This is a genomic window from Massilia sp. TSP1-1-2, from assembly GCF_049896185.1.
In the GTDB taxonomy this organism is placed as follows: Bacteria; Pseudomonadota; Gammaproteobacteria; order Burkholderiales; family Burkholderiaceae_D; genus Telluria_A.
In genome coordinates this window covers 22,179-47,427 of record NZ_JAFCTU010000037.1, presented here as the reverse complement: position 1 = coordinate 47,427, position 25,249 = coordinate 22,179, and the positions used below count along the sequence as shown (strand labels likewise).

Here is a 25,249-nt window from a genome sequence, read left to right as displayed (position 1 = left end):
TATGGTTGTCGTGCCTTAATGCACAGTCGCGTCGGACTTTTCAGGGACCACGCCGCTCTTGTCGGTCGTCGCCGCGTAGTGAATGCCCAGGTAGACGTCCTTGAACAGGGCAATCTTGTTCTCGTAATCGAAGGCCAGTTCGGTCTCGCCGTTGACCTTGGTGACGATCAGGTCCTTGCCGTCGATCGACGTGATCATGTTGATGTCGGCAGCCTTGTTGAAGGCAGAGCGCATTTCCATGGGCGTGCCGCCCTGGCGCTTGGCGCTGACGATGCCTTCTTTCGCGGCGCGGTATTCCAATACTGACGGAAACACTTTCATGCCGAGCAGCGCGACGGCGAAAATCACCGCGAGGCCGACGATCAGGCCCGAGAGCGACACGCCACGCTGCGAATGAAGATTTACACGCTTGGAACCGTACATGGTGTTTCCTTATGGTCTAGTCAATGCCGCCGATACGCTTCGGATTACCCAGGTTCATCCAGACGAAGAATGCCTTGCCGACAATGTTCTTATTGGGTACAAAACCCCAATAGCGGCTGTCCATGCTGTCGTCCCGGTTATCGCCCATCATAAAGTAATTGCCTGGAGGTACGATACACGTAAATTTGTCGTCGGAATACGCGCAAGCGTCATGGAAAGGGAAATCTTGCACCTGTTCCTGATTAATACTGCGGGTATTTTCCTTGTTCAATATCCGGTGTGTCTTTCCAGGCAAGTTCTCCACGAATTGCTTGTCGTAAGAGAATTTCTCATCGTGCAAGTAGTCATCCATCTGCGTATAGGCCAGCGGCTTGCCATTGACGGTCAGGCGCTTGTTCTCATACGTGATTTTATCACCCGGCACGCCCACCACGCGCTTGATGTAGTCCTGGCTCATGTCTTTCGGGTACTTGAAGACCATCACGTCGCCCCGCTGCGGGTCGTTGACGTCGAGGATTTTCTCGTTGAGGATAGGCAGGCGTACGCCGTAGGTGAACTTATTCACCAGAATCAGGTCGCCGATCACCAGCGTGGGCACCATGGAACCCGATGGAATCTTGAACGGTTCGTACAGGAACGAGCGCAGGAAAAACACCAGCGCGATGACCGGGAAGAAACTGCCCGAATACTCGATCCAGGTTGGCTGCGCCAGGTGATGGCGTTCGATATCGGCGCGCGCATTGGCATTGCTGTCGGGCTTGACGCCGTCGGCCATCAGCTTGGCGGCGCGGATGTCGAATTCGGCCAGCGCGGCATCGGCCGCGCGCCGGCGCTGCTTGGCGAGCACAAAGACATCGAGGCACCAGACCACCCCGGTGACCACCATCAAGACAAACAGGATCAGGGCGAAGTTGCTGAGAATCGTTTGTAGTGTCATTTAACCATCCACCTGTAAAATTGCCAGGAAAGCCTCTTGCGGGATTTCCACCGAACCAACTTGCTTCATGCGTTTCTTGCCGGCCTTTTGCTTTTCAAGCAGCTTTTTCTTGCGGCTGATGTCGCCGCCGTAACACTTGGCCAGCACGTTCTTGCGCAGCGCCTTGACGTTTTCACGCGAGATGACGTTCACCCCGATCGCGGCCTGGATGGCGACGTCGAACATTTGGCGCGGAATCAGTTCGCGCATCTTGGCGGCCACTTGCCGGCCGCGGTAAATGGCGTTGGCGCGGTGCACGATGATGGCCAGCGCATCGACCTTTTCGCCATTGATCAGCATGTCGACCTTGACCACGTCCGAGGCCCGGTTTTCCTTGAACTCGTAATCCATCGAGGCGTAGCCGCGCGAGGTCGACTTGAGCTTGTCAAAAAAGTCGAGCACGATTTCCGCCATCGGCATTTCGTAGATCAGCTTGACCTGGCGCCCGTGGTAGCTCATGTCCATCTGCACGCCGCGCTTGGAAATGCACAGCGTGATGACCGAACCGACGTACTCTTGCGGCATGTACAGGTTGACGATGACGATCGGCTCGCGCACTTCCTCGATCTTGGTCGTTTCCGGCATCTTGGACGGGTTGTCGACCTTGATGATGCTGCCGTCGCGCATCAAGACTTCGTACACCACGGTCGGCGCCGTGGTGATCAAGTCCATATCGAATTCGCGCTCCAGGCGCTCCTGCACGATTTCCATGTGCAGCAAACCCAGGAAACCGCAACGGAAACCAAAGCCGAGCGCCTGCGACACTTCCGGCTCGTACATCAGCGCGGCGTCATTGAGCTTGAGTTTTTCCAGCGAGTCGCGCAGTGCGTCGTACTGGTTCGCCTCGACCGGGAACAGGCCGGCAAACACTTGCGGCTGGACTTCTTTAAAACCTGGCAGCGGCGCGGCAGCGGGCCGGGCGGCGTGGGTGACGGTGTCGCCCACTTTGGCCGCTTTCAATTCCTTGATGCCGGCAATCACAAAGCCTACCTGGCCGGCCGACAATTGCGGCAGCGGTTGCGATTTGGGGCTGAACACGCCGACCGATTCGACCAGCTGGGTCGATTCGGACGCCATCAACAGGATTTTTTCCTTAGGCTTCAAGGTGCCGTTGATCACCCGCACCAGCATCACCACGCCGACATAGTTGTCGAACCACGAGTCGACAATCAGCGCCTGCAGCGGCGCCGTCGGGTCGCCCTTGGGCGGCGGCACGCGCGCGATCAAAGACTCGAGCACGTCTTCGACGCCCAAGCCGCTCTTGGCCGAGCATTGCACGGCGTCGGCGGCATCGATGCCGATCACGTCTTCGATTTCCTTGATGGCATTGGCCGGGTCGGCGTGCGGCAAGTCGATCTTGTTGAGCACCGGCACCACCTCCACGCCCAGGTCGAGCGCGGTGTAGCAGTTGGCAACCGTTTGCGCTTCCACGCCCTGCGACGCGTCCACCACCAGCAGCGCGCCTTCGCACGCCGACAGCGAGCGCGACACTTCATAGCTGAAGTCCACGTGGCCCGGGGTGTCGATCAGGTTCAGGTTGTACACCACGCCATCCTTGGCCTTGTAGTGCAAGGCGGCCGTCTGGGCCTTGATGGTGATGCCGCGCTCGCGCTCCAGGTCCATCGAATCGAGCACCTGGGCTTCCATGTCGCGGTCGGACAGGCCGCCGCAAATCTGGATGATACGGTCGGCCAGTGTCGATTTACCGTGATCGATGTGGGCGATGATGGAGAAGTTACGTATGTTGTTCATTGATGCAATTTTGACCGAGTAGGAGGGGCAGCGTTTGCGCAGGCAATACGAAAAAAGCGCTCCGGGGGGGCATGGCAATCCCCAGGCGAGCGCCTTATCATGCAAGAGAAGCATTGCCTTTTGGCAGAAGCTTTTCCGACCCCCGCATTTTACCGGATTTCACAGTAGAAAGCCCGGTTTATGCGCCTCCGGATAAAATATTGCTAGATAGACACCGGCGAGCTGGCCAGGAAACGGCGCGCGGCCGCTTCATCGAAGTGGTAATGGCACAGTTCCGGTTCGGCAAGGTGGCCAAAAAGAACCGGCACCAGCTCGTCGAAACGGGCCACCAGGGCCGGATCGTCGTCGATGTCGACCACCGACACCGTAAAGCGCACGGTCGCGCTCTGGAGTGCCTCGAGTGCGACGAGCATGTCGTCGCACAAGTGGCAGTAGGAACGCGCGTACAGCGTGAAATGCGGGATGCGCATTATTGCCGCGGCCGGATCACGACGTACTGGGTGCTGTCGTCGCGCCGCACCAGCAGGGCGGCGCTGCGTTTCGGGTCGAGCTTGGAAGCCATGGCGTTAAAACTCTTGGCGTCCTTCACTTCCACGTTGTTCAGCTGCAAGATCAAGTCGCCCGGACGCACGCCGGCGCGTGCCGCGGCGCCCTCGCTGGCGTCGACCACGACGCCGGCGTCGAGCTTGAGTTCGCGCCGCTGCACATCCGACAGGTCGGACACGTGCAGCCCGATCGCGTTCGGCGCCTGCTCGGCCTTCGGCTTTTTGACGGGAACGCGCTTGGCCTTGTCGTCTTCCAGCTCGACGATGCTGACATTGATGTCTTGCTGGGCGCCCTTGCGCCAGACGGTGACGACCGCCTTGCTGCCGACCGGCGCGGCCGCCACCAGGCGCGGCAGGTCGCCGGAGCGCTCCACGTCGGTACCGTTAAATTTCAGGATGATGTCGCCAACCTTGATGCCGCCTTTTTCGGCCGGCCCGCCCGCTTCCACCCGCGCCACCTCCACGCCACGCGCGCGGCCCAGGCCGAGCGACTCGGCCACGTCCTTGCTCACTTCGCCAATTTCAACGCCGATGCGCCCGCGCGTGACCTTGCCGCTCTTGCGTAGCTGGTCGGACACGCGCATCGCCTCGTCGATCGGCACGGCAAAGGAAATCCCGTTGTAGCCGCCCGACAACGTGGCGATCTGCGAATTGATGCCGATCACCTGGCCGCGCATATTGATCAAAGGGCCGCCCGAGTTGCCCGGATTGACGGCCACGTCGCTCTGGATCAGCGGCAAAAATTCGCCCGTGTCGCGCGACTTGGCGGAAATGATGCCGGCCGTCACGGTATTGTCGAGGTTAAAGGGTGAACCGATGGCAATCACCCATTCGCCGACCCGGATCTTGTTCGAGTCGCCTACCGTCAGGTAGGGCAGGTTGGCCGCGTCGACCTTGAGCACGGCAACGTCGGAGCGCTTGTCCGAACCGAGCACCTTGGCCTTGAATTCGCGGCGGTCGGTAAGCGTGACGATCACTTCGTCGGCGCCGTCGACCACGTGGGCGTTGGTGAGCACATAGCCATCGTTGGAAATAATGAAGCCGGAACCGACGCCGCGCTGCACTTCTTCTTCCTGCGCCTGGGGCGCGCGCCGTCCGCGCGGGGCCGGGCGCGTCGACGGGCCCGGGGCGCCGAAAAAGCGGCGCAAAAATTCCTGCATTTCCTCATCCTGCCCCCCGCCCCCGCCCTGCCCCTGGCGCAGCTTTTCGGTGGTGCGGATATTGACGACGGCCGGTCCCACCTTGTCGATCAGGTCGGTGAAATCGGGCAAGCCCGTGACCAGCGGCGCGGCGACGGGCGCCGCCAGTGCGGACGGGCTCGTCAGGCTCAGGCTTGAGGCTGCGACGATCAGGGCGAAAACAAGTTTGCGGCCAGCAGGAAAGGTCATGGTCATGGAATTGAATGGGAAAGTTCGTATTGGCGTTATGGTAAGCCAAAACGGCAAGAAGTGGGAAAGGTCCGAAAACAGCCGGCTGGTGTGGACCAAAAAAAACGCATGTGGATCGATGACGGCCCGGCGCCCGTCGCTGCCGGGCCCGCGCCGCCAGCCCAAAGCCGGCGGCGTCGCCCGAGCCAGCCAAGTATGGGGGAAGCGCGCGGCGGCCTTTACGACACTGAAATGACGGCGGGCTTGGCCTGCGACACTGCCACTGCTTCGGGCGCCGCATCGCCGGTGACGGCACTCGCACTCGAGGCTTGCTGCTGCCGGGATAAGGCCGTGATCGGACGTTTCTCCGGCGCGGGCGCCGGCCGGGTGACCTTGCGCAGCGGGACAGGTTCAAGCGCCAGCCTGGCAGCGAGCTTCTCGGCAAAGGCGTCCGACAGTTCAGGCGTAGCCTGCGCCCGGAGCGCGTCGCCGATCCGGTGGTAGGTATTCCATGCCTGCTGGCCGTCAGCGGACTGCAGCGCCGCGAGCGCGAGCTCGAGGTCCGAGTTCGACAGCGCCCCATCGCTCAGGGTCGAAATGTGCTCGCGGATTTTTTTGTGAGTGTCCATCGGGTTATTCCATCAGCATAGGTGTGTGACCAAAAATCAACCGGGCATGACGATCATCGCTACACCTAACGTCGCTTGTCAACTGGCAAGTCGAGAAGCGGTCTCAACTTTTCAGCGATGACTTCGCGTGCCCGGAAAATACGGCTACGAACAGTGCCGATCGGGCAGGCCATGACTTCAGATATTTCTTCGTAGCTCAAACCTTCAATTTCGCGCAGTACAATTGCCGTTCTCAATTCGAGCGGCAGCGCCTCCATCGCAGCATTGACCGTGTACGCGATTTGCTTGCTGGCCAACATCGATTCCGGCGTATTTATGTCGCGCAAGCTATCCGCATCGTCAAACGCTTCGGCGCGCTCTGCATCGGCCTCGGTCGAGGTCGGGGCACGCCTGCCCTGTGTGACGAGATAATTCTTTGCCGTGTTGATTCCTATGCGATACAACCAAGTATAGAATGCCGAATCACCGCGGAAATGCCGCAAGGCGCGATACGCCTTGATAAACGTTTCCTGTACAACGTCTTCCGCTTCCGCCGGGTCGTGCACCAGTCGCGACACCAGCCGCATCAGCCTGCGCTGATACTTTCCGACCAGCAGGTCGAATGCTTGGCGTTCGCCTGCCTGGACACGCTCAACCAGCAGTTGATCACACTCGCGTTCTGTCGTCACTGACCATGCCCTCTTGGCTGCGGCGTGGGGCGCGTCCCTATGTATATAGAGTTGGCCCGTTGCAATAAGTTCAAAGTATTTTGTTTTTATCTGAAAATTTATTGTCCCGCCTGGCAATCCATCTTATCGACACGGCAATTTTGCGAAATTGTCCAGCAGCTACACTGTCAGGCAAGATTGGCACGACTGTGATGACGCCGCTGGTGTTGTCGCGAAGCAGCAAAATCAGCAAGGATGGCCAGACCGTGGAACCCGGCAGCAGCAGCAAAGGTTCGCCAAACGCCCGTGCGGCTCCCAGACTCTGTTTTACCGAAAGGCGAATCTCTCCGGGTCCAGAAATGTCAATCTGGCGCGCATTCGCGCTTTGCAGCGCGCAGCGCCAAGCCAGCAGCGCGACCCCCGCGCACGACAACGCCAGCGGCGCCGGCCACGCGCAGAGCGCCGGCTGTGCGAACACCAGCAGCAAGGCCGCCGCACCCGCCGCCGCGCCCCAGGCAGCAAGCGCCAGGCGCAGCAAGCGCGACGGGTGAATGACGGCTGATAGCGCAATCGACATAGACAGGTGGGAATGGCAGGCGCAAGGAAACCAGATGAACGGGCGAAAGCCGCCCGCACAAAGCAAAACGCCCACTTCCTTGGACAGGAAATGGGCACCTCGGGTTCAAGCTGTTACAGGACTTTTACAATGCAGCGCCCTTACTTGCCACGCTTACGCCTTGCCGAAGACCAGGGTTCCGTTGGTTCCGCCGAAGCCAAAGGAATTTTTCACCGCAATGTCGATCTTCATGGCACGCGCCGTGTTGGCGCAGAAATCAAGATCACAGTTGGCGTCCTGGTTGAACAGATTGATGGTGGGCGGCGAGACTTGGTGATGCATCGCCAGCACCGTGAACACCGCTTCCAGGCCGCCGGCGCCGCCCAGCAGGTGGCCCGTCATCGATTTGGTCGAATTGACCACCAGCTTGTAGGCATGGTCGCCAAAGGTCTTTTTCAAGCCTTGCACTTCGGCTACGTCGCCCTGCGGCGTGGAGGTGCCATGGGCGTTGACGTAGTCGACCTGGTCGGCGTTGACGCCGGCGTTGGACAGCGCCGACACCATGCAGCGCGACGCCCCGGCGCCATCTTCGACGGGCGAGGTCATGTGATAGGCGTCGGCGCTCATGCCAAAGCCAAGCAGCTCGGCATAGATTGTCGCGCCGCGCGCCTTGGCATGCTCGTACTCTTCCAGCACCATCACGCCGGCGCCTTCGCCGAGCACAAAACCGTCGCGGTCGCGGTCCCATGGCCGCGAGGCCGTGGCCGGATCGTCATTGCGCGCCGACAGCGCGCGCGCCGAGGCGAAACCGCCCAGGCCCAGCGGCGAAATGGTCGCTTCGGCGCCGCCGGCGATCATCACGTCGGCGTCGCCGTATTCGATCAGACGCCCGGCCGCGCCAATGCTGTGCAGGCCGGTGGTGCAGGCGGTGACGATGGCCAGATTCGGGCCGCGCATGCCGTACTTGATCGAGAGATTTCCCGAGATCATGTTGATGATCGACGCCGGCACGAAGAATGGCGAAATACGGCGCGGGCCGCGCTTGGCGTATTCGTCCTTGGTATCTTCGATCAGCGGCAAGCCGCCAATGCCCGAACCGATGATGACGCCGATGCGGTCGGCGTTTTCCTCGGTCACCGTCAGGCCGCAATCCTGCCAGGCCTGGATGCCTGCCGCCATGCCGAAATGGATGAAGGTATCCATGTGGCGCGCTTCCTTGGCAGGCAGGTATTGCTCGACATCGAAACCCTTGACCTCGCCCGCGATCCGGGTCGAGAACGGCGTCGCGTCGAATTTGGTGATCGTGGCAATGCCCGACTTGCCGGCCAGCGCTGCGCTCCACGACTCGGCAATGGTATTGCCGATCGGTGATACGCAGCCCAGGCCAGTGATAACAACACGACGGTTGCGTGAACGGCTCAAGCGATTCTCCCGGAAACTATAAAACTCAGGCCTTGACGTGCGCCGTGGCGTAGTCGATTGCCTGCTTTACGGTGGTGATTTTTTCCGCTTGTTCGTCAGGGATTTCCATTTCGAATTCATCTTCCAGCGCCATCACCAGCTCGACCGTGTCGAGGGAATCGGCACCGAGGTCGTCCACGAACGAGGATTCGATTTTGATGTCCACTTCAGCAACGCCCAGTTGCTCAGCGACGATTTTTTTAACGCGTTGTTCGATATCCGACATGTTATGGCTCCATTGTGTGTGTTACGGAAAGTGCGCGCATTTTATCAGGTTTGCGCGCTGAAAAACTAATTTCAACGTCTACTGTAAAAACCACCGAAACTGCTGCTAAATCAATCTATTTGACCGCATTTTGGTTTTGCGTCGCGCACCAAAGCGTGAGCATTGGTGCACCGGATATTAACTCATATACATGCCGCCATTCACGTGCAAGGTCGTGCCCGTGATGTAGGCAGCTTGCGGACCGGCCAGGAAGGCAACCGCGTGCGCGATGTCTTCGGGTGCGCCCAGGCGTGCCAGGGGAATCTGGGTCAGCAAGGCGGCGTGCTGCTCGGCGCTGAGCGCTTTGGTCATGTCGGTGTCGATAAAGCCCGGTGCAATGCAGTTGACGGTGATATTGCGGCTGCCGATCTCGCGCGCCAGCGCGCGGCTCATGCCCGCCACGCCCGCCTTGGCGGCCGCATAATTCATTTGGCCGGCGTTGCCGGCCGAGCCGACCACCGACGTGATGTTAATGATACGCCCTTGCCGTGCTTTCATCATCCCGCGCAAGACGGCGCGCGACAAGCGGCCCACCGCCGTCAGGTTGGTCGCAATCACGCTGTCCCACTCGTCGTCCTTCATGCGCATGGCCAATTGGTCGGCCGTGATGCCGGCATTATTGACCAGGATAGACAGGCTGCCAAAGCGCTTCTGGACGTCGTCAATGACGGCGGCGCAGCCGGCGCTGTCGGTCACGTTCAGTACCACGCCCTTGCCGCCGAATTCGTCGAGGTAAGCAGAAATGGCGCTCGCGCCCGCTTCGGTGGTGGCCGTGCCGACCACCTTGGCGCCCTGGCGCGCCAGTTCGAGGGCAATCGCCTTGCCGATCCCGCGTGAAGCGCCCGTCACCAGTGCAACTTGTTTTTCCAAATTCATTACGGTTCCTGCTTTCTATATTTAAACGTTGGTGTTCAGCGCAGCGAGCACCCGCTCCAGCGAAGCCTGGTCGACCAGCGCCTCGCCCGCCAGGCGCGCATCGATGCGCTTGGCCATGCCGATCAATACCTTGCTCGGCGCGCTTTCAATGACCAGCGTGGTGCCGTCGGCGGCCAGCTTTTGCATCGTTTCCACCCAGCGCACCGGGCCGGCCGCCTGGCGCACCAGCGCATCCTTGATCAGCGCCGGGTCGCTCAATACCGCCACGTCCACGTTGTTGATCAAGGCGATCCGGGGCGCGCCGAAGTGCAGGTCCTGCAGGTAGGCGCGCAAGCGATCAGAGGCAGGTTTCAGCAGCGACGAATGAAACGGCGCCGACACCGACAGCCGCATGGCGCGCTTGGCGCCGCGCGCCTTGGCCAGTTCGCAGGCGCGGTCGAGCGCCGCATTGTGGCCGGCAATGACGATCTGGACCGGCTCATTGAAGTTGACCGCTTCCACCACGCTGCCGGGCGCGAGCGCGGCAGCTTCGCGGCAGACGGCGCGCACCTCGTCGGCCGCCAGGCCGAGAATGACGGCCATGCCGCCCTGCCCGACCGGCACCGCTTCCTGCATGGCTTGCGCGCGAAAGCGCACCAGCGGCACCGCATCCTTGAAGGCAATCACGCCGGCGGCAACCAGCGCCGCGTATTCGCCCACGCTGTGGCCGGCAACGACACTGGGCGGAGGACCACCGGCGGCGATCCACGCGCGGCACACCGCGACCGCGGCCGTCAGCATCACGGGCTGGGTATTGGTGGTCAGGTCCAGGTCTTCCTTGGGACCTTGGGCAATCATTTTGCCCAGGTCCATGCCGAGCGCCTCGTTGGCTTCGGCAATCGTGTGCGCCACGACGGCGTTGCCGGCAAAGCCGTTCAACATGCCGATGGCCTGCGAACCCTGGCCTGGAAATACGAATGCAAAATTATTCATGCGAGTTGCTCTCCTGTTTTTATTGGTTAGAACTCTTTACCTAAATAGGGTACTGCATCGGGTTTTGCATCGGGTTCGGCATTACATGCGCGCCAGCACCGCACCCCACGTAAAGCCGCCGCCCACGCCTTCCATCATCACGTTGTCGCCCTTCTTGACGCGGCCGTCGCGCACGGCAATGTCGAGCGCGAGCGGAATCGATGCCGCCGAGGTATTGCCGTGCTGGTCGACGGTGACGACCATTTTTTCCATCGGCAAGCCGAGTTTTTTGGCCGTGCTTTTCATGATGCGGAGATTGGCCTGGTGGGGAATGAGCCAGTCGATGTCGGACGGCAGCATGGCCGCATGCGCCAGCGCTTCGTGCGCCACCTGCTCGAGCACCGAGACGGCCAGCTTGAACACGGCGGGGCCATCCATAAACAGGAAACCGCTGCCGGCCAGCGCGCCGCCGGCCAGGTTGGCCGGGACCGACAGGATGTCCGCGTGGCGCCCGTCGGCGTGCAACTTGGTGGCCAAAATGCCCGGCTCGCTCGAAGCGGTCATGACGATCGCGCCGGCGCCGTCGCCAAACAGCACGCAGGTGGTGCGGTCCTGGAAATTAAGAATGCGCGAAAACACTTCGGCGCCGACCACCAGCACGTTTTTGTGCGCGCCCGACTTGATAAAGGCGTCGGCCACCGAGACGGCGTAGACAAAGCCGCTGCACACGGCTTGCACGTCGAAAGCAGCGCTATTGTTGTGCATGCCGAGCTTGCGCTGCACGATGCACGCCGTACTGGGGAAACTTCCATAGAAATCCGGGGTCGAACTGGCGACGATGACGAGATCGATCTGGTCGGGTTCCAGGTCGGCCATTTCCAGCGCCTTGCGCGCCGCGTTGGCGGCCAGGTCCGACGACAATTCCCCGTCGGCCGCGTAGTGGCGCGCTGAAATGCCGCTGCGCGAGACGATCCACTCATCCGACGTTTCAATGCCCTGCGCCGCCAGTTGCGCCGTCAGGTCTTCGTTGCTCACCCGTCGCTGCGGCAGGTAACTGCCGGTGCCGATAATTTTGCTATACAAAGTCATTGCTTGCCGTCCTGCTAAGTTGTTGAGCCTGTCGCTTCCGCCTCAGGCGCGCGTGGCATCAGTTCGGCAATTTTCTCCGAAAGATGCTCCTGCAAATGATAGTTCGCTGCATCGAAGGAGCGTTTGATCGCCCATTCGTAGGAATAGGCATCGGCCCCGCCATGACTCTTGAACACCAGGCCGCGCAAGCCGAGCAAGGCGCCGCCGTTATAGCGCGATGGATTGATGACGTTGCCAAAGTTTTTCAGCGCGCCGCGCGCAATCAGGGCGCCCAGCATGGTCAGCGGGTTGCGCCGAAATTCCGCCGTGAGCACGGTCTTGATCATGCGGCCGAGCCCTTCGGCCGCCTTGAGCGTGACGTTGCCCACGAAACCGTCGCAAACGACGATGTCGACCGTGCCTTTGAAGATATCGTTGCCTTCGACATTGCCGACAAAATTGAGGGCGCCGCGCTGCTGGTCCGCGCGCAACAGTTTCGACGTTTCCTTGACCAGTTCATTACCCTTGATTTCTTCGGTGCCCACGTTGAGCAAACCGATGGTCGGGCGTTCGATGCGTTCCATCGCGGACACCAACACCGACCCCATGATGGCGAACTGGTGCAGGTGATGGGGCTCGCAATCGACGTTCGCGCCCAGGTCCAGCATATAGGTCGGGCCACCCTTTTGATTGGGCAAAATCGAGCAGATGGCGGGACGGTCGACGCCGGCCATGGTTTTGAGCACGTAACGCGAGATCGCCATCAAGGCGCCCGTATTGCCGGCCGAAACGCAGGCATGCGCCTTGCCGTCCTTGACCAACTCGATCGCCACGCGCATCGAAGAATCTTTTTTGCGGCGCAAGGCCACTTCAATCGGGTCGTCCATCTCGACCACTTCGGAGGCGTGCACGATCGACAGGCGCGGGTGGTTCTCGGCCTTGCATTTTTTCAGTTCGGCGCGCACGACGTCTTCGAGGCCAACCAGGATCAGCTCGGCGCCGGGCTCGTGCTTGGCGAAGGAAATGGCTGCGGGAATGGTAACCGAGGGGCCGTGATCGCCGCCCATGCAGTCGATGGAAATTTTAATTGTCATTTGTTGGGTTCGTACCGCAGCCGGACAGGCCAAGGCGGCAGTATGCGCTCTGTAAGTGGGCGAATGCCAGCCAGAGTCTGCGTAAATCGAAATGACGGTGTGCAAAAATCGTTTGCAGCCGAAGAAACGGAAAAAGCGGCGCCACGCAGAAAAATACGTTGCACCGCTTTCATCTTACTCAGTAATAAGACGTCGATTACTCGTCGTTCTTAGTCTTGAGAACTTTACGGCCACGGTAGAAGCCGTTCGGGCTGATGTGGTGACGCAGATGCGTTTCACCGGTGGTTGGCTCGATACCCAGTTGCGGCGCGACCAGGAAGTCGTGCGAGCGGTGCATACCGCGCTTGGATGGGGACTTCTTATTTTGCTGAACTGCCATGATGACTCCTAATACATAAGTTCTAAAATTCTAACACAATCGACCAGCAAATACATGCGAATCGAGTATCCCAGCGGCAATAAACCTTATTGCCGACACGTTTAACGCCGTCCTACATTGCACTGCAACTTGCCATACTCGATTACGACACGCGTTTGACACGTTCCTTACTTACTGCAAATTCGGTATTACTCCGCCTTCAAGTCCTTGAGGCTGGCGAACGGCGACGGCTTCTCGCTTTTCAGCTCGTCCAGCAGCTTGGTCTCGGGACAGACATCATGCTTGGGCACTTGCGGCAAGGCCAGCAGCGCCTCATCTTCGACCAGGTCGCGAATATCGCATGAACGGCTGCCGACGATCACGTCGATGCTTTCATCGTCCAGCGCCTCTTCGATTTCATCGGCGTGCTGGTCGTCCTTGCCGAGCATGAGCGCGGTGGACGAATCCATCTCAAAAGCATACGGAGTCAGGCAACGCTGGCACATCAGCTGGACAGTGCCGGAGACCGACAGCGTCAATTGCGGATAGCCCTGCTTGCTGGTTGCGCCATTCACAGCCCAGGTAACTTCACCCGAGTGGTCCGCACAATCCTTGTTCAACCGGCTCATTTCAGCGACAGGCGTGATGCCCTCGCGATGGCCGTTGCTTCGACAAAACTCAAAAGCGTCGATGACAAAAGCACTCATTACAGAAAATTTCCCCGGAAAACCTGCGATAATAGCAGGCTTACCGCTGTGCAGTCAAAGACTTACGGTGTTTTTCCTGCTGAAGGCCGCAATGATACCAACTTATTCCCCTCCGCGTCTGATTCTTGCATCAAGTTCCGTTTACCGGCGCGAGCTGCTCGAACGGCTGCGCCTGCCCTTCGACGTGATGGTGCCCGATATCGATGAAAACGCCATGCCCGGCGAAGCGCCGGAAGCCACCGCCCTGCGCCTGGCGCGCTGCAAGGCGCAGGCGGTGGCGGCGCGCGCCCCCGGCAGTGTGGTCATCGGTTCGGACCAGGTTGCCACGCTGGACGGCGCGCAAATCGGCAAGCCGGGCAACCACGCCAACGCCCTGGCCCAGTTGCAAACCATGCGCGGGCGGCGCGTGGTGTTTCATACCGCGCTATGCGTGTGGGACGACCGCGCTGCCACCCTCACCGGCGGCGCGCAACTGGAAAACGTGCAGACCTTCGTCACCTTCCGCGACCTGCCCGACGCCGAGCTCGACGCTTACCTGCGCCTGGAACAACCATACGACTGCGCCGGCAGCGCCAAGAATGAAGGCTTGGGCATAGCCATCCTGGAACGCATTGACAGCACCGACCCGACCGCCCTGACCGGCTTGCCGCTGATCGCCTTGAGCGGCATGCTGCGCAAGGCCGGCTTTACCTTTTTCAACTAAAGACCCGATGACCGGCACCCTCTACCTGATTCCCAACACCTTGGGCGCGACCGACGCCCTGTCGCATGTCATTCCCGAGCACGTGCAGACGATTACCGCGCGGCTGGACTACTTTGTCGCCGAAAACGCCAAGACCGCACGGGGCTTTCTGAAATTGATTGCCGTCGGCCATCCGCTGGCCAGGCCACTGCAAGAAATCGAGATTGCCGAACTGAACGTCAATACACCGGCCACTGCGCTGGCGGGCTTGCTGGCGCCGCTGCTGGCGGGACGCGACGCGGGCCTGGTCTCGGAAGCGGGCGTGCCGGCGGTCGCCGATCCGGGCGCCGACCTGGTGCGCCTGGCGCATCAGCACGGCATTATCGTCAAGCCGCTGGTGGGGCCCTCGTCGCTGCTGCTGGCCGTCATGGCGAGCGGGCTGAACGGGCAAAGCTTCGCCTTCAATGGTTATTTGCCGACCGACGCCGCCCTGCGCATCAAGCGCATCAAGGAACTGGAAAACCGTTCGCGGAGCGAAAAGCAGACCCAATTGCTGATTGAAACGCCCTACCGCAACGCCGCCATGCTCGACGCGCTGGTGCTTGGCTGCCAGCAAAGCACGCTGATCTGCGTGGCAACCGATTTGAGCTTGCCGACGGAAGCGATCCGCACGCTGAGCGGTGCCAAATGGAAAGCCTTGCTCGCCAGCGGCAACGCACCCGACTTCCACAAAAAACCCACCGTCTTCCTGCTGCTCGCCCAGTAAAATCCACCACGGGGTCAGTTCCCCCATTACGACACGAACTCATCTGCGGGCTGATGAGCTCGTGTCGCAATGGGGGAACTGACCCCGGGTGAGGTGTTGCGCTAGCAAGATGGGGCAAGTTGGGGCGTGCTATCCTTCGGCTCGTTCAGCCATTCACGTTTCTTTTACAGGAAAGCGGCATGCTTCGACCCAACTCCCCTGCCCCGGTTAAATTGCCAACCCTTACGTACGTGAAGCCGCAACTCGGCCGCGACTATTGGGTCGCCGACGATTTCCTGCCTGACGCGGTCGAGGTTTCGCAACGCTGCTACGCCCGGACCGACTGGCAGCTCGGCGCGCCCTACCGGCCCGAGCCGTGGCCAGGCAAGCGCTGCCCGGATGCGCTCACGCCCGATCAAATTGCATACGTGGAAACGTGGGTCAAGCAAGTGACTGGCGCCAAGCGGCTGTGGCAAGAAGCCACGCCCGAGGGCAGCACGCTAAACCATAACCATGTGCAACTGGTGGGCATGGCCGACTCCGGCCCGCGCCCGCATACCGACTCGCGCAAGCTGTGCCGCTACGCCTGCGTGATCTACCTCACGCCCGACCCGGACCCGAGCTGCGGTACCTCGTTCTATCGCTTGCGCTACCCGAACGGCACGCTGAGCGGCAACACGTGCAGCCCGCCGCACGCCAATCTGCGCGAAGCGCTGGGCGTCAAGGGCTTGCCGCCCGAGGCGTGGCAGGAAGAGCTGCGGATCGACAACCGGTTCAATCGGATCTTGCTGTACCGGGGCAACCTGGTGCATTCGGCGAGCGGCTATTTCGGCTTTGACGATGCCGACAAACGCATGACGGTGGTGTTTTTCTGGATGGCGTAAGGCCCAGGTCCGGCCTGTTTACGCCACCAATTCATTGACCCAGCTAAACGCCTCAAGTTCAATCTCGCGTACTTCCTTGACCGTCACGCCGAGCGCCTTGAGCGACTTACTCAGCTGCGAGCCGCGCTTCGGATTTTCAAGCAACTCCACGATCTTGAGCATCTCGCCCAGCACGCCTTCGCGCTCGAGCAGAGCGGTGCGCACCTCGGGCGCGACGGCCACCGTGTCGAGCACGTCGGCCATCGACATGGAAAACAGCGCATCCATCAGCGACATGATGCCCACCGTAAACGCAGCGGCGGCCCCGGCGCGCTGCTCGGCCGGCAGCTTGCGCGCCATCAACTCCATCAGCTTGCCGCGCGTGGTGGCCATTTGCAGTAGTGGCGAAGTGAGTTCGACTGCGGTACCCGGCGTGGCGTAGAGCAAAATTTGCAGCCAGCGCTGCAGCTGGTCGCGCCCCAACACCAGCAGCGCTTCGGCCAGCGAATTGATGTGCCGGCGCGCACCCGCAGCCGGCGTGTTGACCAGCCGCAGCAAATTAAGGCTGATGAGAGGATCGCGCTTGATCGACATTTCAAGGTCGCCATCGTCGGCATCGGAATTGATCAGCTGCAGCAAATTGAGGATGACCAGCTCGGACGGCGCGATCTTCTTGCCGCTCAGAATGGCTGGACGGGCAAAATAATAGCCCTGGAAATATTCGAATCCCAGCGCCATGCACATTTCGTATTCTTCGACCGTTTCGACTTTTTCGGCCAGCAGCTTTTTGCCAGGCAAGGTGAAGGTCTTGACGAGCGCCGCGAGGTTGGCCGCAGGCACCGCCTGAACGTCGATCTTGACCACGTCGACCAGGCCGATCAGCTTGCTGGTGTCGTCCGATTCGGCAATCACGTCGTCGAGCGCGAACTTGAAGCCGAACGCACGCAGCTCGGTCACGCGGGCGATCACTTCGGGCGTGGCGCGCACGGTTTCCAGGATTTCAAGGATGACTTTGTCGTGCGGCAGAAAGCGCACGAAGTCGCTCATCAACACGATTTCATCGACGTTCACGAAAGCCAGGCGTTCGCCCACCACGCGCTGCATGCCCAATTGCGAGGCATGCGAAATGACGGCGGCCGTGGCCGCCGCGTGATCGACGACGTTGGCCTCGGGCGCGTCGGCGCTTCGAAACAGCAATTCGAACGCCACCAAGCGCTGGTTGCGCCCAAGAATTGGTTGCCGGGCAAGAAAAAAATCATCCGTCGGCAGCACGACGTCGCTGACTGCTTCACTGAGCATGAAAATATCCGTAAGCTAATGCAGCGCCAGGGGCGGCGCATTTTAATGCAATATTTATAACTATACTACGGACCATGGTTCAAGGTCGACGCGGTCCGGTTTTTCCCGGACCGGTTTTCCCCGAACCCGTGGGGCGTGAACCGGTCGGGCGCCCGGCCCGGGCCGGCGCCGCGGCGCGCGGCCGGACTGCGTCCGCGCCGGCCGCACCCGGCGTGCCAGCCGGTGCTTGCCCGGGCAGGCGCAAGCTGCCCGTGCCGGCCGTCGGGCTGCCGCGGCGAGCATTGCCAACCGGCACGCGAGGCGCGCCGCTGGCGCTGCGCGACGTGGTCGAGCCCGTCACCTGGGTACCCTTTTCAATGACGAAGGTAGCGCCCGCATCCTTGCCCAGCACCTGAACCAGGTAAGGCATTACCTGGCGCAGCATGGGCTCGAGCGTAAACGGCGGATTGAAAATAAACATGCCGCTGGTGTGCAAGCCGAAGCCGTCCGGGCCCGGAGTGGTGACGGTCAGCGTGACGTTGAGCCATTCCTTGGCCGGCAAGCGCTTGAGCTTGTCGGCAAACCCGCGCGACTCCATGCGCTGCAGTACCGGATACCAGATTGCATAAATTCCTGACGGAAAACGCACCAGCGCATCGTCGATCGCGTCGCGCACTTTGCGGTAATCCTGCTTGTCCTCGTACGGCGGGTCGATCAGGACCAGGGCGCGCCGCGAGGGCGGCGGCAGCAAGGTCTTGAGAGCATGAAAACCATCGCCCCGCTCGACCAGCACACGCTTGCCGCGGGTGGTCGGACGGATGCCGTTTTCCGCCTGGTGCAATTCAACCTTGCGGAAATTGTCAGCCAGGATCTTGGCGTCGGCGGGGTGCAGTTCGAACAGGCGCAGCCGGTCATGCTCGCGCATGGCCTTGTCGGCGCAGTAAGGGGAGCCCGGGTAATAGCGCATCTTGCCGCTGGGATTGAGTCCCTTGACGAGGTCCACGTATTCCTTCAAGCCTTTCGGCAAGTCGGTGCGTTCCCACAAGGGGCCGATGCCGGTCTCGTACTCCGCGTTTTTCGAGGCATAGCCGCCATCGAGCGCGTACACGCCGGCGCCCGAGTGGGTGTCGATATAGGTGTAAGCAGTGTCTTTCTGATTCATGTATTCATGCAACTGGATCTGCACGAAATGCTTCAAGACGTCGGCGTGATTACCCGCGTGAAAGGCGTGGCGGTAGCTCAACATAAGATAATTCCAATGAAAAAGGTGTTAACAACGTATTGCACCATTATCCACTAATCCGCGCCGCCACGAAAAAAAGCCGCAGCACAATTTCCGTGCTGCGGCGGCGCGCCAATCCAGCCCGGCGTGCGCTAACGGGTCAGGCGACCTTCTTTTCGTCGAAGAATTGGGCGTCTTCGGTCGAGCCGTGCAGGGCCGTGGTCGAACTTTGGTGTTGCTGGATGGTCTGGGTGACAGTGTCGAAATAGCCAGTGCCCACTTCGCGCTGGTGCTTGACGGCAGTGAAGCCGCGCTGGGCTGCGGCAAATTCGGCCTCCTGCAACTCGACAAAGGCCGGCATGCCGCGCCGCGCATAGCCGTGCGCCAGGTTAAACATGCCGTAATTGAGCGCGTGGAAGCCGGCCAGCGTGATGAACTGGAACTTGTATCCCATGGCGCCCAGTTCCTTCTGGAATTTGGCGATCGTGGCGTCGTCCAGGTTTTTCTTCCAGTTAAAGGATGGCGAGCAGTTGTAGGCCAGCATTTTGCCGGGGAACCTGGCATGCACGGCCTGGGCGAACTGCTTGGCGTAAGCCAGGTCGGGCTTGCCCGTTTCGCACCAGACCAGGTCGGCGAAAGGGGCATACGCCAGCGCGCGCGCGATGGCTTGCTCGATTCCGGGGCGCACCTTGTAGAAACCCTCGACCGTCCGCTCGCCCGTACAAAACGGGCGGTCATTGGCATCGATGTCGGAGGTGAGCAAGTCGGCCGCATCGGCATCGGTGCGCGCGATGACCAGCGTGGACACGCCCATCACATCGGCCGCCAGGCGCGCTGCCGTCAGTTTTTCAACGGCTTCGCGCGTGGGCACCAGTACCTTGCCGCCCATGTGGCCGCATTTCTTGACCGATGCCAGCTGATCCTCGAAGTGCACCCCGGCCGCACCCGCATCGATCATGGACTTCATCAGTTCGTAGGCATTGAGCACGCCGCCGAAACCGGCTTCCGCATCGGCCACGATGGGAACGAAATAATCAATGTCATCTTTTCCTTCGGACCACTGAATCTGGTCGGCGCGCTGGAAGGTGTTGTTGATGCGTTTTACCACCTGCGGGACTGAATTGGCCGGATACAAGGATTGGTCGGGGTACATTTCGCCAGCCGCATTGGCGTCGCCGGCCACTTGCCAGCCAGACAAATACACGGCCTTGAGCCCCGCCTTGACCTGCTGCATGGCCTGGTTGCCGGACATGGCGCCCAGCGCGTTGACGTAGTGGTCGCGGCTCAGCAAGTCCCACAGCTTGAGCGCACCGCGCCGGGCCAGCGTGTGCTCGATGGGGAGCGAACCGCGCAGGCGCACGACGTCGGCGGCGGTGTAATTGCGCACGATGCCGGTCCAGCGGGGATTGCTGTCCCAGTCCTCTTGCAATAGTGCTGCTTGCTGTTCGCGCGTTGCCATGGTGTTCTCCTGATTGAGTAGCTAAATGAGCAGTGGTATCCCTTATCCAAATGATAGGCCCAATTGCGCAGCGCAACAATACTCTTATATAAGACACATAACTAATTAAAAACACATAAAAATCAGAAGCTTGCCACCAACATTTCGCGATGCGAAACAAAATTTCTTTAAATGGAAAAGCGTGAGCGCCCGGCGCGCCAGCCAGTTTTCACAATGTGAAATGAGACTTTCGCCTGATGAAAAGCTCAGCCAGCCACGCGCGTGCCGGATCGGTCCGCGCCGCGCGCACAAATTGGCCGCAGTCACCGTTACGCCAGCTTTTGCTGCGCCACCAGCACCCCGTCGGCGTCGGCGTAGATCCAGTCGCCGGGACTGACCGGCACGCCGCTGATGAGCACGCGAATGTTGCGCTCGCCCGCACCCTTTTTCGCGCTTTTTTGCGGATGCACGCCCAGCGCGCGTACGCCGATATCGCAGGCATTGATTTCATCGCTGTCGCGCACGCAACCGTCGACCACGATGCCGGCCCAGCCATTGTCCTGGGCCAGCAGCGCCAGTTGACCGCCCACCAGCGCGCGCCGCAGGCTGGCGCCGCCATCAATGACGAGCACGTTGCCGTTGCCAGGCCCTTCCAGCGTGGAACGCACCAGCGCGTTGTCTTCAAACACCTTGAGGGTGCTCACGCGCCCGTAGAACTTGGCGTGCCGCCCCAGGTGCCGGAACAGCGGGGGCAAGACCGACAGGCGGCCATCTTCAAGCAGTTGGGGATGGTCGTCGCACAGATCGGTGGTGGCAAAGGTCATGGGTGGCTCGCGGCAGATGGCATGGATGAATGATTGTCAGGCTGGCGCCAATTTTAAGCCCAATGAACAAGGCTTGCACGAGCACGGCCGTCTTTGCAAATGAGATATTTCCTTCAAGCACTTATCCCGTATAGTGAGCACCTATCTTTACAGGGAGTCCGTGGTGTACATTCTGATTGCTCATGCGGCCTTGCCGCTGCCGCGCGCGTGGAAACGGCTCAAGGAAGAGATGGTCGGCAATCGGACCGGAAAGAGGGGCGGCGCAAGCCAGCGCGCATGGTGAACTGGCTGCGTTCCCTGTTCATGCCTGCGCCGCGCTTGCAGCTGGCGCCGGACGCCCTGCCCGTTCCGTGGAGCGCAGGCCGCATGGCGGTGCATGACCGCATTTGCACCAGCGAAACGCAAAGCGACGGCAGTCTGCGCAACCCCAGTTTTCCCCTGTTCGGCGAACAAGCGCCCGGCGCCACGGCGTGGGACGGCGCCACCGACTACAGCGCCAACGACCACCGAAGCGCGCCGGCACGTGCCCAAGCACACGCGGTGAATACGGCCTTGCACCGCGCCGCCGGCCACCATGCCGCGCCTCACTTGGACACGCTGTACCAGGCCTTGTTGTCCGCCCCAGACGAAATGCTCGCCGGCGACGTGCTTACACGGCTGGACAAAACCGGCGCCGACCCCGCGCGCATGGCGCTGCTGGCGCGCTGGCTGGCGCGCAAGGCGCCCGACGCGATGCCTGTCAAGATCGCCATTGCCGTGCTGGGCCGCTACGGCAACGCCAGCGACGCCGACCTGCTGATGACACTCGGCCTGCACGAAGCGTTCACCCAGCTGTGTGCAATTGCCCTGTGCCAGCTGCTCGGCCCCGAGCAATCGCAAACAGCCATGTGGAACCTGGCCCGGCGTGTGCGCGGCTGGGGCCGCATTCACGTGGTGCGCAAGCTGGCCGGCACGCAGTGTCCCGAAATCCAGCAATGGCTGCTGCGCGACGGCTACAAGAATACGCGCATGAGCGCCAGCCTGGCTTACCTGTGCGCCACCGGCGGGAACTTGCTGGAAGCACTAAAGGCGCCGGCCCCCGACGAGCGCCTGCTGCTTGGCGCGGGCGAGATCCTTCAAATCCTGTGCGAGGGGCGTGAGGGACCGGACAAGACCATGGCCGATTACGCCGACGGCGCCGCGGCCACCCTGGCCTACCTGCACTGCGTGCAGCGCCAGCGGCCGCAACAGTTACAGGTGGCGGCGACGGTGCGCGCCATCGCCGCCATGGACAGCGATGGCTGGGACGACGCGCAGCTGCGCCACGTCAGGCACCTGGCCGGGCAAGTGCTGGCCATGGACGATTGGCCGGCGCTGGTGCGCGACAAGCTGCGCTCGGGCACCGACGACCAGTTTGAACTGGCCGCGCAGCTGGCGCCCGACTTCCGTGTCGATCCGTGGGATTTTCACTTCGCCAAGCAGCAACGGCGCGAACGCAGCCAGTGGTTCGGCCTGACCAGCACGACCGACCCGGCCCGGGTCGAGCGCTATGTAGCGCTGGCCCTGGAGCAGCTCGACCTGGCGGCCGAGCAGGGTCCGCACGACGCCGAAACGCGCGCGGCCATCAACTGGCTGGCGATCGGCCTGCGCAAATTTTCCGGCAAAGGCTGGCCCATCCTGCGCGCGGCGCTCAGCGGCGACGACCGGGCGAACAAGAGCAACGCGGTCGACACCTTGGCGCGCTGGCGCAGTGTCCACTGGCACGCGCAAGCTGAAGACGTCCTTGAGCGCGCCTGGTGCTCGGAAGCGCAAGGCGAACTCAAGCAGCAGATGGAAGCTTTACTGGAAAAGACTGCGGGCGCGCGGACCCGCAGCGGCGCCTGAACGCAGCGCCGCGCCGGCCGGCACCTTGCGTCACGCCTTGTCGAGATCGACGATGCCCGCCTCGCCAAACACCAGTCCGCCCGGACCGACGCCGACTGAAATCGTATCCTTCGGCCCGAAGCGGCCCGACAGAATCAGTTTGGACAGCGGATTTTCAATCTGCTGCTGGATCGCGCGCTTGAGCGGACGCGCGCCATACACCGGATCGTAACCCGCCTCGGCGATTTTTTGCAGCGCTTCCTGCGACACGGCGAGCGTCATTTCCATCTTGGCCAGGCGCTGTTCCAGGTGCTTCAACTGGATCTTGGCAATGGCGCCGATGTTCTTCTCGTCGAGCGCATGGAACACCACAATCTCGTCGATGCGGTTGATGAACTCGGGCCGGAAATGGGCGCGCACCTCGGCCATCACGGCCAGCTTGACCACGCCCGGATCGTCGCTTTCCATCGCCTGGATCCGGTGCGAGCCCAGATTGGACGTCATCACGATCACCGTGTTCTTGAAGTCCACGGTGCGCCCCTGGCCATCCGTCATGCGCCCGTCGTCGAGCACCTGCAGCAGCACGTTGAATACGTCCGCATGCGCCTTTTCGACTTCATCGAGCAAAATCACGCTGTAGGGCTTGCGCCGCACCGCCTCGGTCAGGTAGCCGCCTTCGTCGTAGCCGACGTACCCGGGCGGCGCGCCGATCAGCCGCGCCACCGAATGCTTTTCCATGAATTCGCTCATGTCGATCCGGATCATCGATTCCTCGGTGTCGAACAGGAAGCCGGCCAGCGCCTTGCACAACTCGGTCTTGCCCACGCCCGTGGGCCCGAGGAACATGAACGAGCCGTATGGCCGGTTAGGGTCGGCCAGACCCGCGCGCGAACGGCGGATGGCGTCGGCCACGGCTTCGATCGCCTCGTCCTGGCCGACCACGCGTTCATGCAGCTTTTCCTCGATGTGCAGCAGCTTGTCGCGCTCGCCCTGCATCATGCGCGAGACGGGAATGCCGGTCGCGCGCGAGACGACTTCGGCGATCTCCTCGGCGCCCACCTGGGTGCGCAGCAGCTTGGGCTTGGCTCCGGCGTCGGCCGCCTGGCGCGCCGTGTCGTCTTCGGCGTGCTTCAACTGCGCCTCGAGTTCGGGCAGCTTGCCGTACTGGAGCTCCGACACCTTTTGCCAGTTGCTGCTGCGCGTGGCCTCGTCCATCTGGTGGCGGATGCGCTCGATTTCTTCCTTGATGTGCGTGGTCCCCTGCACCATCGCCTTTTCGGCCTTGAGGATTTCTTCAAAGTCGTTGTACTCGCGTTCCAGGCGCGCGATCTCCTCGTCGATCAGGTCCAGGCGCCGGCGCGACGCTTCATCTTTTTCCTTCTTGACGGCTTCCTTTTCGATTTTCAGCTGGATGATGCGCCGTTCCAGCTTGTCCATTACTTCGGGCTTGGAGTCGATCTCGATCTTGATCTTCGAGGCCGCCTCGTCGATCAGGTCGATCGCCTTGTCCGGCAGGAAGCGGTCCGTGATGTAGCGGTGCGACAGTTCGGCTGCGGCGATGATGGCCGCGTCCGTGATTTCGACCTTGTGATGCAGCTCGTACTTGTCCTGCAGCCCGCGCAGGATGGCAATGGTCGCCTCCACGCTCGGCTCGTCGACAATGATCTTCTGGAAGCGGCGCTCGAGCGCGGCATCCTTCTCGATGTATTTGCGGTATTCGTCGAGCGTGGTCGCGCCGACGCAGTGCAGTTCGCCGCGCGCCAGGGCCGGCTTGAGCATATTGCCCGCATCCATGGCGCCATCGGCCTTGCCCGCGCCGACCATGGTGTGCATCTCGTCGATGAAGACGATGGTCTGGCCCTCGTCCTGCGCCAGCTCCTTGAGCACGGATTTGAGGCGCTCTTCGAATTCGCCGCGGTACTTGGCGCCCGCCACCAGCGCGGCCATGTCGAGCGAGAGCACGCGCTTGCCCTTGAGCGACTCGGGCACTTCACCGTTGACGATGCGCTGCGCCAGCCCCTCGACGATGGCGGTCTTGCCCACGCCCGGCTCGCCGATCAGCACCGGGTTGTTCTTGGTGCGCCGCTGCAGCACCTGGATCGCGCGCCGGATTTCATCGTCGCGCCCGATCACGGGATCGAGCTTGCCCTGGCGCGCGCGCTCGGTCAGGTCGAGCGTGTATTTTTTGAGCGACTCGCGCTGGCCTTCGGCGTCGGCCGACTGCACGCCGGCCCCGCCGCGCACCGCGTCGATGGCAGCTTCCAGCGACTTGCGCGCCAAGCCCTGTTCGCGCGCCAGCTTGCCCGCGTCGGACTTGTCGTCGGTGAGCGCGAGCAGGATCATTTCGCTGGAGATGAACTGGTCGCCCCGTTTTTGCGCTTCCTTGTCGGCAAGGTTGAGCATGCCCAGCAGCTCCCGGCTGATCTGCGTTTCGCCGCCGTTGCCCGACACTTTCGGCAAACGCTCAAGCGAACTCTTGAGCGCGGTGCTCAAGCCGCCCACGTTCACGCCGGAGCGCTGCAGCAGCGAGCGGGCGCCGCCGTCATCCTGGTTCAGCAAGGCGGTGAGCAAGTGCACGGGCTCGATGTATTGATTGTCGTTTCCTACCGCCAGACTCTGCGAATCGGAAAGCGCTTCCTGCAGCTTGGTGGTCATCTTGTCTTGACGCATGGTCTAGCTC

26 protein-coding genes are annotated in these 25,249 nt (G+C 61.5%); 5 read left to right on the top strand and 21 right to left on the bottom strand.

Features of this window, described 5'->3' with window-relative positions; genetic code table 11:
* Positions 1 to 15 precede the first annotated feature (15 nt).
* The 5 genes from ACP7BV_RS23110 to ACP7BV_RS23090 all read right to left on the bottom strand — a co-directional run bounded on the left by ACP7BV_RS23110 (position 16) and on the right by ACP7BV_RS23090 (position 5,084).
* Positions 16 to 423, bottom strand: a complete 408-nt coding sequence (locus ACP7BV_RS23110) for a DUF4845 domain-containing protein (RefSeq protein WP_426107116.1) — start codon at positions 421 to 423, stop codon at positions 16 to 18.
* 16 nt (positions 424 to 439) lie between these two features.
* Positions 440 to 1,360 carry a signal peptidase I gene (gene lepB, locus ACP7BV_RS23105; RefSeq protein ID WP_426107115.1) on the bottom strand — a complete coding sequence of 307 codons (921 nt, stop codon included), beginning with the start codon at positions 1,358 to 1,360 and terminating at the stop codon, positions 440 to 442.
* Positions 1,361 to 3,151, bottom strand: coding sequence for a translation elongation factor 4 (gene lepA, locus ACP7BV_RS23100; RefSeq protein ID WP_426107114.1), 1,791 nt, complete (start codon positions 3,149 to 3,151; stop codon positions 1,361 to 1,363).
* A gap of 203 nt (positions 3,152 to 3,354) precedes the next feature.
* Positions 3,355 to 3,621, bottom strand: a complete 267-nt coding sequence (locus ACP7BV_RS23095; protein ID WP_426107112.1) for a glutaredoxin family protein — start codon at positions 3,619 to 3,621, stop codon at positions 3,355 to 3,357.
* Entirely contained in the window at positions 3,621 to 5,084 is a 1,464-nt protein-coding gene (locus ACP7BV_RS23090; protein ID WP_426107111.1) for a DegQ family serine endoprotease, read from the bottom strand. The genes ACP7BV_RS23095 and ACP7BV_RS23090 overlap by 1 nt, the downstream gene beginning before the upstream one ends.
* On the opposite strand from ACP7BV_RS23090, the gene ACP7BV_RS23085 reads away from it, so the two are divergent.
* Positions 5,083 to 5,319, top strand: a complete 237-nt coding sequence (locus tag ACP7BV_RS23085) for a hypothetical protein (protein WP_426107109.1) — start codon at positions 5,083 to 5,085, stop codon at positions 5,317 to 5,319. The two genes, ACP7BV_RS23090 and ACP7BV_RS23085, sit on opposite strands and share 2 nt — an antisense overlap.
* On the opposite strand, the gene ACP7BV_RS23080 is transcribed toward ACP7BV_RS23085, so the two are convergent.
* The 11 genes from ACP7BV_RS23080 to ACP7BV_RS23030 form a co-directional block, all read right to left on the bottom strand.
* Positions 5,303 to 5,692: a sigma-E factor negative regulatory protein gene (locus ACP7BV_RS23080; RefSeq protein ID WP_426107108.1), complete on the bottom strand. Its 390-nt coding sequence runs from the start codon at positions 5,690 to 5,692 to the stop codon at positions 5,303 to 5,305. The two genes, ACP7BV_RS23085 and ACP7BV_RS23080, sit on opposite strands and share 17 nt — an antisense overlap.
* Before the next feature lie 65 nt (positions 5,693 to 5,757).
* Entirely contained in the window at positions 5,758 to 6,360 is a 603-nt protein-coding gene (gene rpoE, locus ACP7BV_RS23075; protein WP_426107107.1) for an RNA polymerase sigma factor RpoE, read from the bottom strand.
* A gap of 70 nt (positions 6,361 to 6,430) precedes the next feature.
* A complete protein-coding gene (locus ACP7BV_RS23070) occupies positions 6,431 to 6,916 on the bottom strand; it encodes a hypothetical protein (RefSeq protein WP_426107106.1) in 486 nt (161 codons plus the stop codon).
* A 153-nt stretch (positions 6,917 to 7,069) separates the two neighbouring features.
* Positions 7,070 to 8,317: a beta-ketoacyl-ACP synthase II gene (gene fabF, locus ACP7BV_RS23065; protein WP_426107105.1), complete on the bottom strand. Its 1,248-nt coding sequence runs from the start codon at positions 8,315 to 8,317 to the stop codon at positions 7,070 to 7,072.
* Positions 8,318 to 8,342: 25 nt separating this feature from the next.
* A complete protein-coding gene (gene acpP / locus ACP7BV_RS23060) occupies positions 8,343 to 8,582 on the bottom strand; it encodes an acyl carrier protein (RefSeq protein WP_018059410.1) in 240 nt (79 codons plus the stop codon).
* Between the two features lie 177 nt (positions 8,583 to 8,759).
* On the bottom strand, positions 8,760 to 9,497 hold the full coding sequence (fabG, locus tag ACP7BV_RS23055; RefSeq protein ID WP_426107104.1) for a 3-oxoacyl-ACP reductase FabG: 738 nt from the start codon (positions 9,495 to 9,497) through the stop codon (positions 8,760 to 8,762).
* Between the two features lie 21 nt (positions 9,498 to 9,518).
* Positions 9,519 to 10,469: an ACP S-malonyltransferase gene (gene fabD / locus ACP7BV_RS23050; RefSeq protein ID WP_426107103.1), complete on the bottom strand. Its 951-nt coding sequence runs from the start codon at positions 10,467 to 10,469 to the stop codon at positions 9,519 to 9,521.
* Between the two features lie 81 nt (positions 10,470 to 10,550).
* Positions 10,551 to 11,537 carry a beta-ketoacyl-ACP synthase III gene (locus ACP7BV_RS23045; RefSeq protein ID WP_426107101.1) on the bottom strand — a complete coding sequence of 329 codons (987 nt, stop codon included), beginning with the start codon at positions 11,535 to 11,537 and terminating at the stop codon, positions 10,551 to 10,553.
* A 14-nt stretch (positions 11,538 to 11,551) separates the two neighbouring features.
* A complete protein-coding gene (gene plsX, locus ACP7BV_RS23040) occupies positions 11,552 to 12,610 on the bottom strand; it encodes a phosphate acyltransferase PlsX (RefSeq protein ID WP_426107100.1) in 1,059 nt (352 codons plus the stop codon).
* A 196-nt stretch (positions 12,611 to 12,806) separates the two neighbouring features.
* Positions 12,807 to 12,989 (bottom strand): 50S ribosomal protein L32, encoded by a 183-nt coding sequence (gene rpmF / locus ACP7BV_RS23035; protein ID WP_008449924.1) that lies wholly within the window; start codon positions 12,987 to 12,989, stop codon positions 12,807 to 12,809.
* 188 nt (positions 12,990 to 13,177) lie between these two features.
* Complete coding sequence (locus tag ACP7BV_RS23030) at positions 13,178 to 13,675, bottom strand: YceD family protein (RefSeq protein WP_426107098.1); 498 nt, start codon at positions 13,673 to 13,675, stop codon at positions 13,178 to 13,180.
* Between the two features lie 91 nt (positions 13,676 to 13,766).
* On the opposite strand from ACP7BV_RS23030, the gene ACP7BV_RS23025 reads away from it, so the two are divergent.
* From ACP7BV_RS23025 to ACP7BV_RS23015, 3 genes are all read left to right on the top strand, one after another.
* The gene (locus ACP7BV_RS23025; protein WP_426107097.1) at positions 13,767 to 14,378 is read left to right on the top strand and encodes a Maf-like protein; all 612 of its coding nucleotides are present in this window, start codon (positions 13,767 to 13,769) and stop codon (positions 14,376 to 14,378) included.
* A gap of 7 nt (positions 14,379 to 14,385) precedes the next feature.
* Positions 14,386 to 15,123: an SAM-dependent methyltransferase gene (locus ACP7BV_RS23020; RefSeq protein WP_426107095.1), complete on the top strand. Its 738-nt coding sequence runs from the start codon at positions 14,386 to 14,388 to the stop codon at positions 15,121 to 15,123.
* Positions 15,124 to 15,302: 179 nt separating this feature from the next.
* The gene (locus tag ACP7BV_RS23015) at positions 15,303 to 15,986 is read left to right on the top strand and encodes a DUF6445 family protein (protein ID WP_426107093.1); all 684 of its coding nucleotides are present in this window, start codon (positions 15,303 to 15,305) and stop codon (positions 15,984 to 15,986) included.
* A gap of 18 nt (positions 15,987 to 16,004) precedes the next feature.
* Here the strand turns inward: ACP7BV_RS23015 and ACP7BV_RS23010 are convergent, their stop codons facing one another.
* The 4 genes from ACP7BV_RS23010 to rraA form a co-directional block, all read right to left on the bottom strand.
* The gene (locus tag ACP7BV_RS23010) at positions 16,005 to 17,264 is read right to left on the bottom strand and encodes an EAL and HDOD domain-containing protein (protein WP_426107092.1); all 1,260 of its coding nucleotides are present in this window, start codon (positions 17,262 to 17,264) and stop codon (positions 16,005 to 16,007) included.
* Between the two features lie 79 nt (positions 17,265 to 17,343).
* Complete coding sequence (locus ACP7BV_RS23005; RefSeq protein ID WP_426107091.1) at positions 17,344 to 18,489, bottom strand: 23S rRNA (adenine(2030)-N(6))-methyltransferase RlmJ; 1,146 nt, start codon at positions 18,487 to 18,489, stop codon at positions 17,344 to 17,346.
* 136 nt (positions 18,490 to 18,625) lie between these two features.
* Entirely contained in the window at positions 18,626 to 19,924 is a 1,299-nt protein-coding gene (aceA, locus tag ACP7BV_RS23000; protein ID WP_426107090.1) for an isocitrate lyase, read from the bottom strand.
* Positions 19,925 to 20,232: 308 nt separating this feature from the next.
* Positions 20,233 to 20,727, bottom strand: coding sequence for a ribonuclease E activity regulator RraA (rraA, locus tag ACP7BV_RS22995; protein ID WP_426107089.1), 495 nt, complete (start codon positions 20,725 to 20,727; stop codon positions 20,233 to 20,235).
* Positions 20,728 to 21,003: 276 nt separating this feature from the next.
* Between rraA and ACP7BV_RS22990 the strand changes: the two genes are divergently transcribed.
* Positions 21,004 to 22,590: a hypothetical protein gene (locus tag ACP7BV_RS22990; protein ID WP_426107088.1), complete on the top strand. Its 1,587-nt coding sequence runs from the start codon at positions 21,004 to 21,006 to the stop codon at positions 22,588 to 22,590.
* Between the two features lie 30 nt (positions 22,591 to 22,620).
* On the opposite strand, the gene clpB is transcribed toward ACP7BV_RS22990, so the two are convergent.
* Positions 22,621 to 25,239 carry an ATP-dependent chaperone ClpB gene (clpB, locus tag ACP7BV_RS22985; RefSeq protein WP_426107087.1) on the bottom strand — a complete coding sequence of 873 codons (2,619 nt, stop codon included), beginning with the start codon at positions 25,237 to 25,239 and terminating at the stop codon, positions 22,621 to 22,623.
* Positions 25,240 to 25,249: the final 10 nt, after the last annotated feature.

What these genes read in the sequence shown, in the direction of transcription:
- ACP7BV_RS23110 (WP_426107116.1), bottom strand. Translation starts at nt 423, where the DNA reads ATGTACGGTTCCAAGCGTGTAAATCTTCATTCGCAGCGTGGCGTGTCG.
- lepB (WP_426107115.1), bottom strand. Translation starts at nt 1,360, where the DNA reads ATGACACTACAAACGATTCTCAGCAACTTCGCCCTGATCCTGTTTGTC.
- lepA (WP_426107114.1), bottom strand. Translation starts at nt 3,151, where the DNA reads ATGAACAACATACGTAACTTCTCCATCATCGCCCACATCGATCACGGT.
- ACP7BV_RS23095 (WP_426107112.1), bottom strand. Translation starts at nt 3,621, where the DNA reads ATGCGCATCCCGCATTTCACGCTGTACGCGCGTTCCTACTGCCACTTG.
- ACP7BV_RS23085 (WP_426107109.1), top strand. Translation starts at nt 5,083, where the DNA reads ATGGTCATGGAATTGAATGGGAAAGTTCGTATTGGCGTTATGGTAAGC.
- ACP7BV_RS23090 (WP_426107111.1), bottom strand. Translation starts at nt 5,084, where the DNA reads ATGACCTTTCCTGCTGGCCGCAAACTTGTTTTCGCCCTGATCGTCGCA.
- ACP7BV_RS23080 (WP_426107108.1), bottom strand. Translation starts at nt 5,692, where the DNA reads ATGGACACTCACAAAAAAATCCGCGAGCACATTTCGACCCTGAGCGAT.
- ACP7BV_RS23070 (WP_426107106.1), bottom strand. Translation starts at nt 6,916, where the DNA reads ATGTCGATTGCGCTATCAGCCGTCATTCACCCGTCGCGCTTGCTGCGC.
- acpP (WP_018059410.1), bottom strand. Translation starts at nt 8,582, where the DNA reads ATGTCGGATATCGAACAACGCGTTAAAAAAATCGTCGCTGAGCAACTG.
- fabG (WP_426107104.1), bottom strand. Translation starts at nt 9,497, where the DNA reads ATGAATTTGGAAAAACAAGTTGCACTGGTGACGGGCGCTTCACGCGGG.
- fabD (WP_426107103.1), bottom strand. Translation starts at nt 10,469, where the DNA reads ATGAATAATTTTGCATTCGTATTTCCAGGCCAGGGTTCGCAGGCCATC.
- ACP7BV_RS23045 (WP_426107101.1), bottom strand. Translation starts at nt 11,537, where the DNA reads ATGACTTTGTATAGCAAAATTATCGGCACCGGCAGTTACCTGCCGCAG.
- plsX (WP_426107100.1), bottom strand. Translation starts at nt 12,610, where the DNA reads ATGACAATTAAAATTTCCATCGACTGCATGGGCGGCGATCACGGCCCC.
- rpmF (WP_008449924.1), bottom strand. Translation starts at nt 12,989, where the DNA reads ATGGCAGTTCAGCAAAATAAGAAGTCCCCATCCAAGCGCGGTATGCAC.
- ACP7BV_RS23030 (WP_426107098.1), bottom strand. Translation starts at nt 13,675, where the DNA reads ATGAGTGCTTTTGTCATCGACGCTTTTGAGTTTTGTCGAAGCAACGGC.
- ACP7BV_RS23025 (WP_426107097.1), top strand. Translation starts at nt 13,767, where the DNA reads ATGATACCAACTTATTCCCCTCCGCGTCTGATTCTTGCATCAAGTTCC.
- ACP7BV_RS23020 (WP_426107095.1), top strand. Translation starts at nt 14,386, where the DNA reads ATGACCGGCACCCTCTACCTGATTCCCAACACCTTGGGCGCGACCGAC.
- ACP7BV_RS23015 (WP_426107093.1), top strand. Translation starts at nt 15,303, where the DNA reads ATGCTTCGACCCAACTCCCCTGCCCCGGTTAAATTGCCAACCCTTACG.
- ACP7BV_RS23010 (WP_426107092.1), bottom strand. Translation starts at nt 17,264, where the DNA reads ATGCTCAGTGAAGCAGTCAGCGACGTCGTGCTGCCGACGGATGATTTT.
- ACP7BV_RS23005 (WP_426107091.1), bottom strand. Translation starts at nt 18,489, where the DNA reads ATGTTGAGCTACCGCCACGCCTTTCACGCGGGTAATCACGCCGACGTC.
- aceA (WP_426107090.1), bottom strand. Translation starts at nt 19,924, where the DNA reads ATGGCAACGCGCGAACAGCAAGCAGCACTATTGCAAGAGGACTGGGAC.
- rraA (WP_426107089.1), bottom strand. Translation starts at nt 20,727, where the DNA reads ATGACCTTTGCCACCACCGATCTGTGCGACGACCATCCCCAACTGCTT.
- ACP7BV_RS22990 (WP_426107088.1), top strand. Translation starts at nt 21,004, where the DNA reads ATGGTGAACTGGCTGCGTTCCCTGTTCATGCCTGCGCCGCGCTTGCAG.
- clpB (WP_426107087.1), bottom strand. Translation starts at nt 25,239, where the DNA reads ATGCGTCAAGACAAGATGACCACCAAGCTGCAGGAAGCGCTTTCCGAT.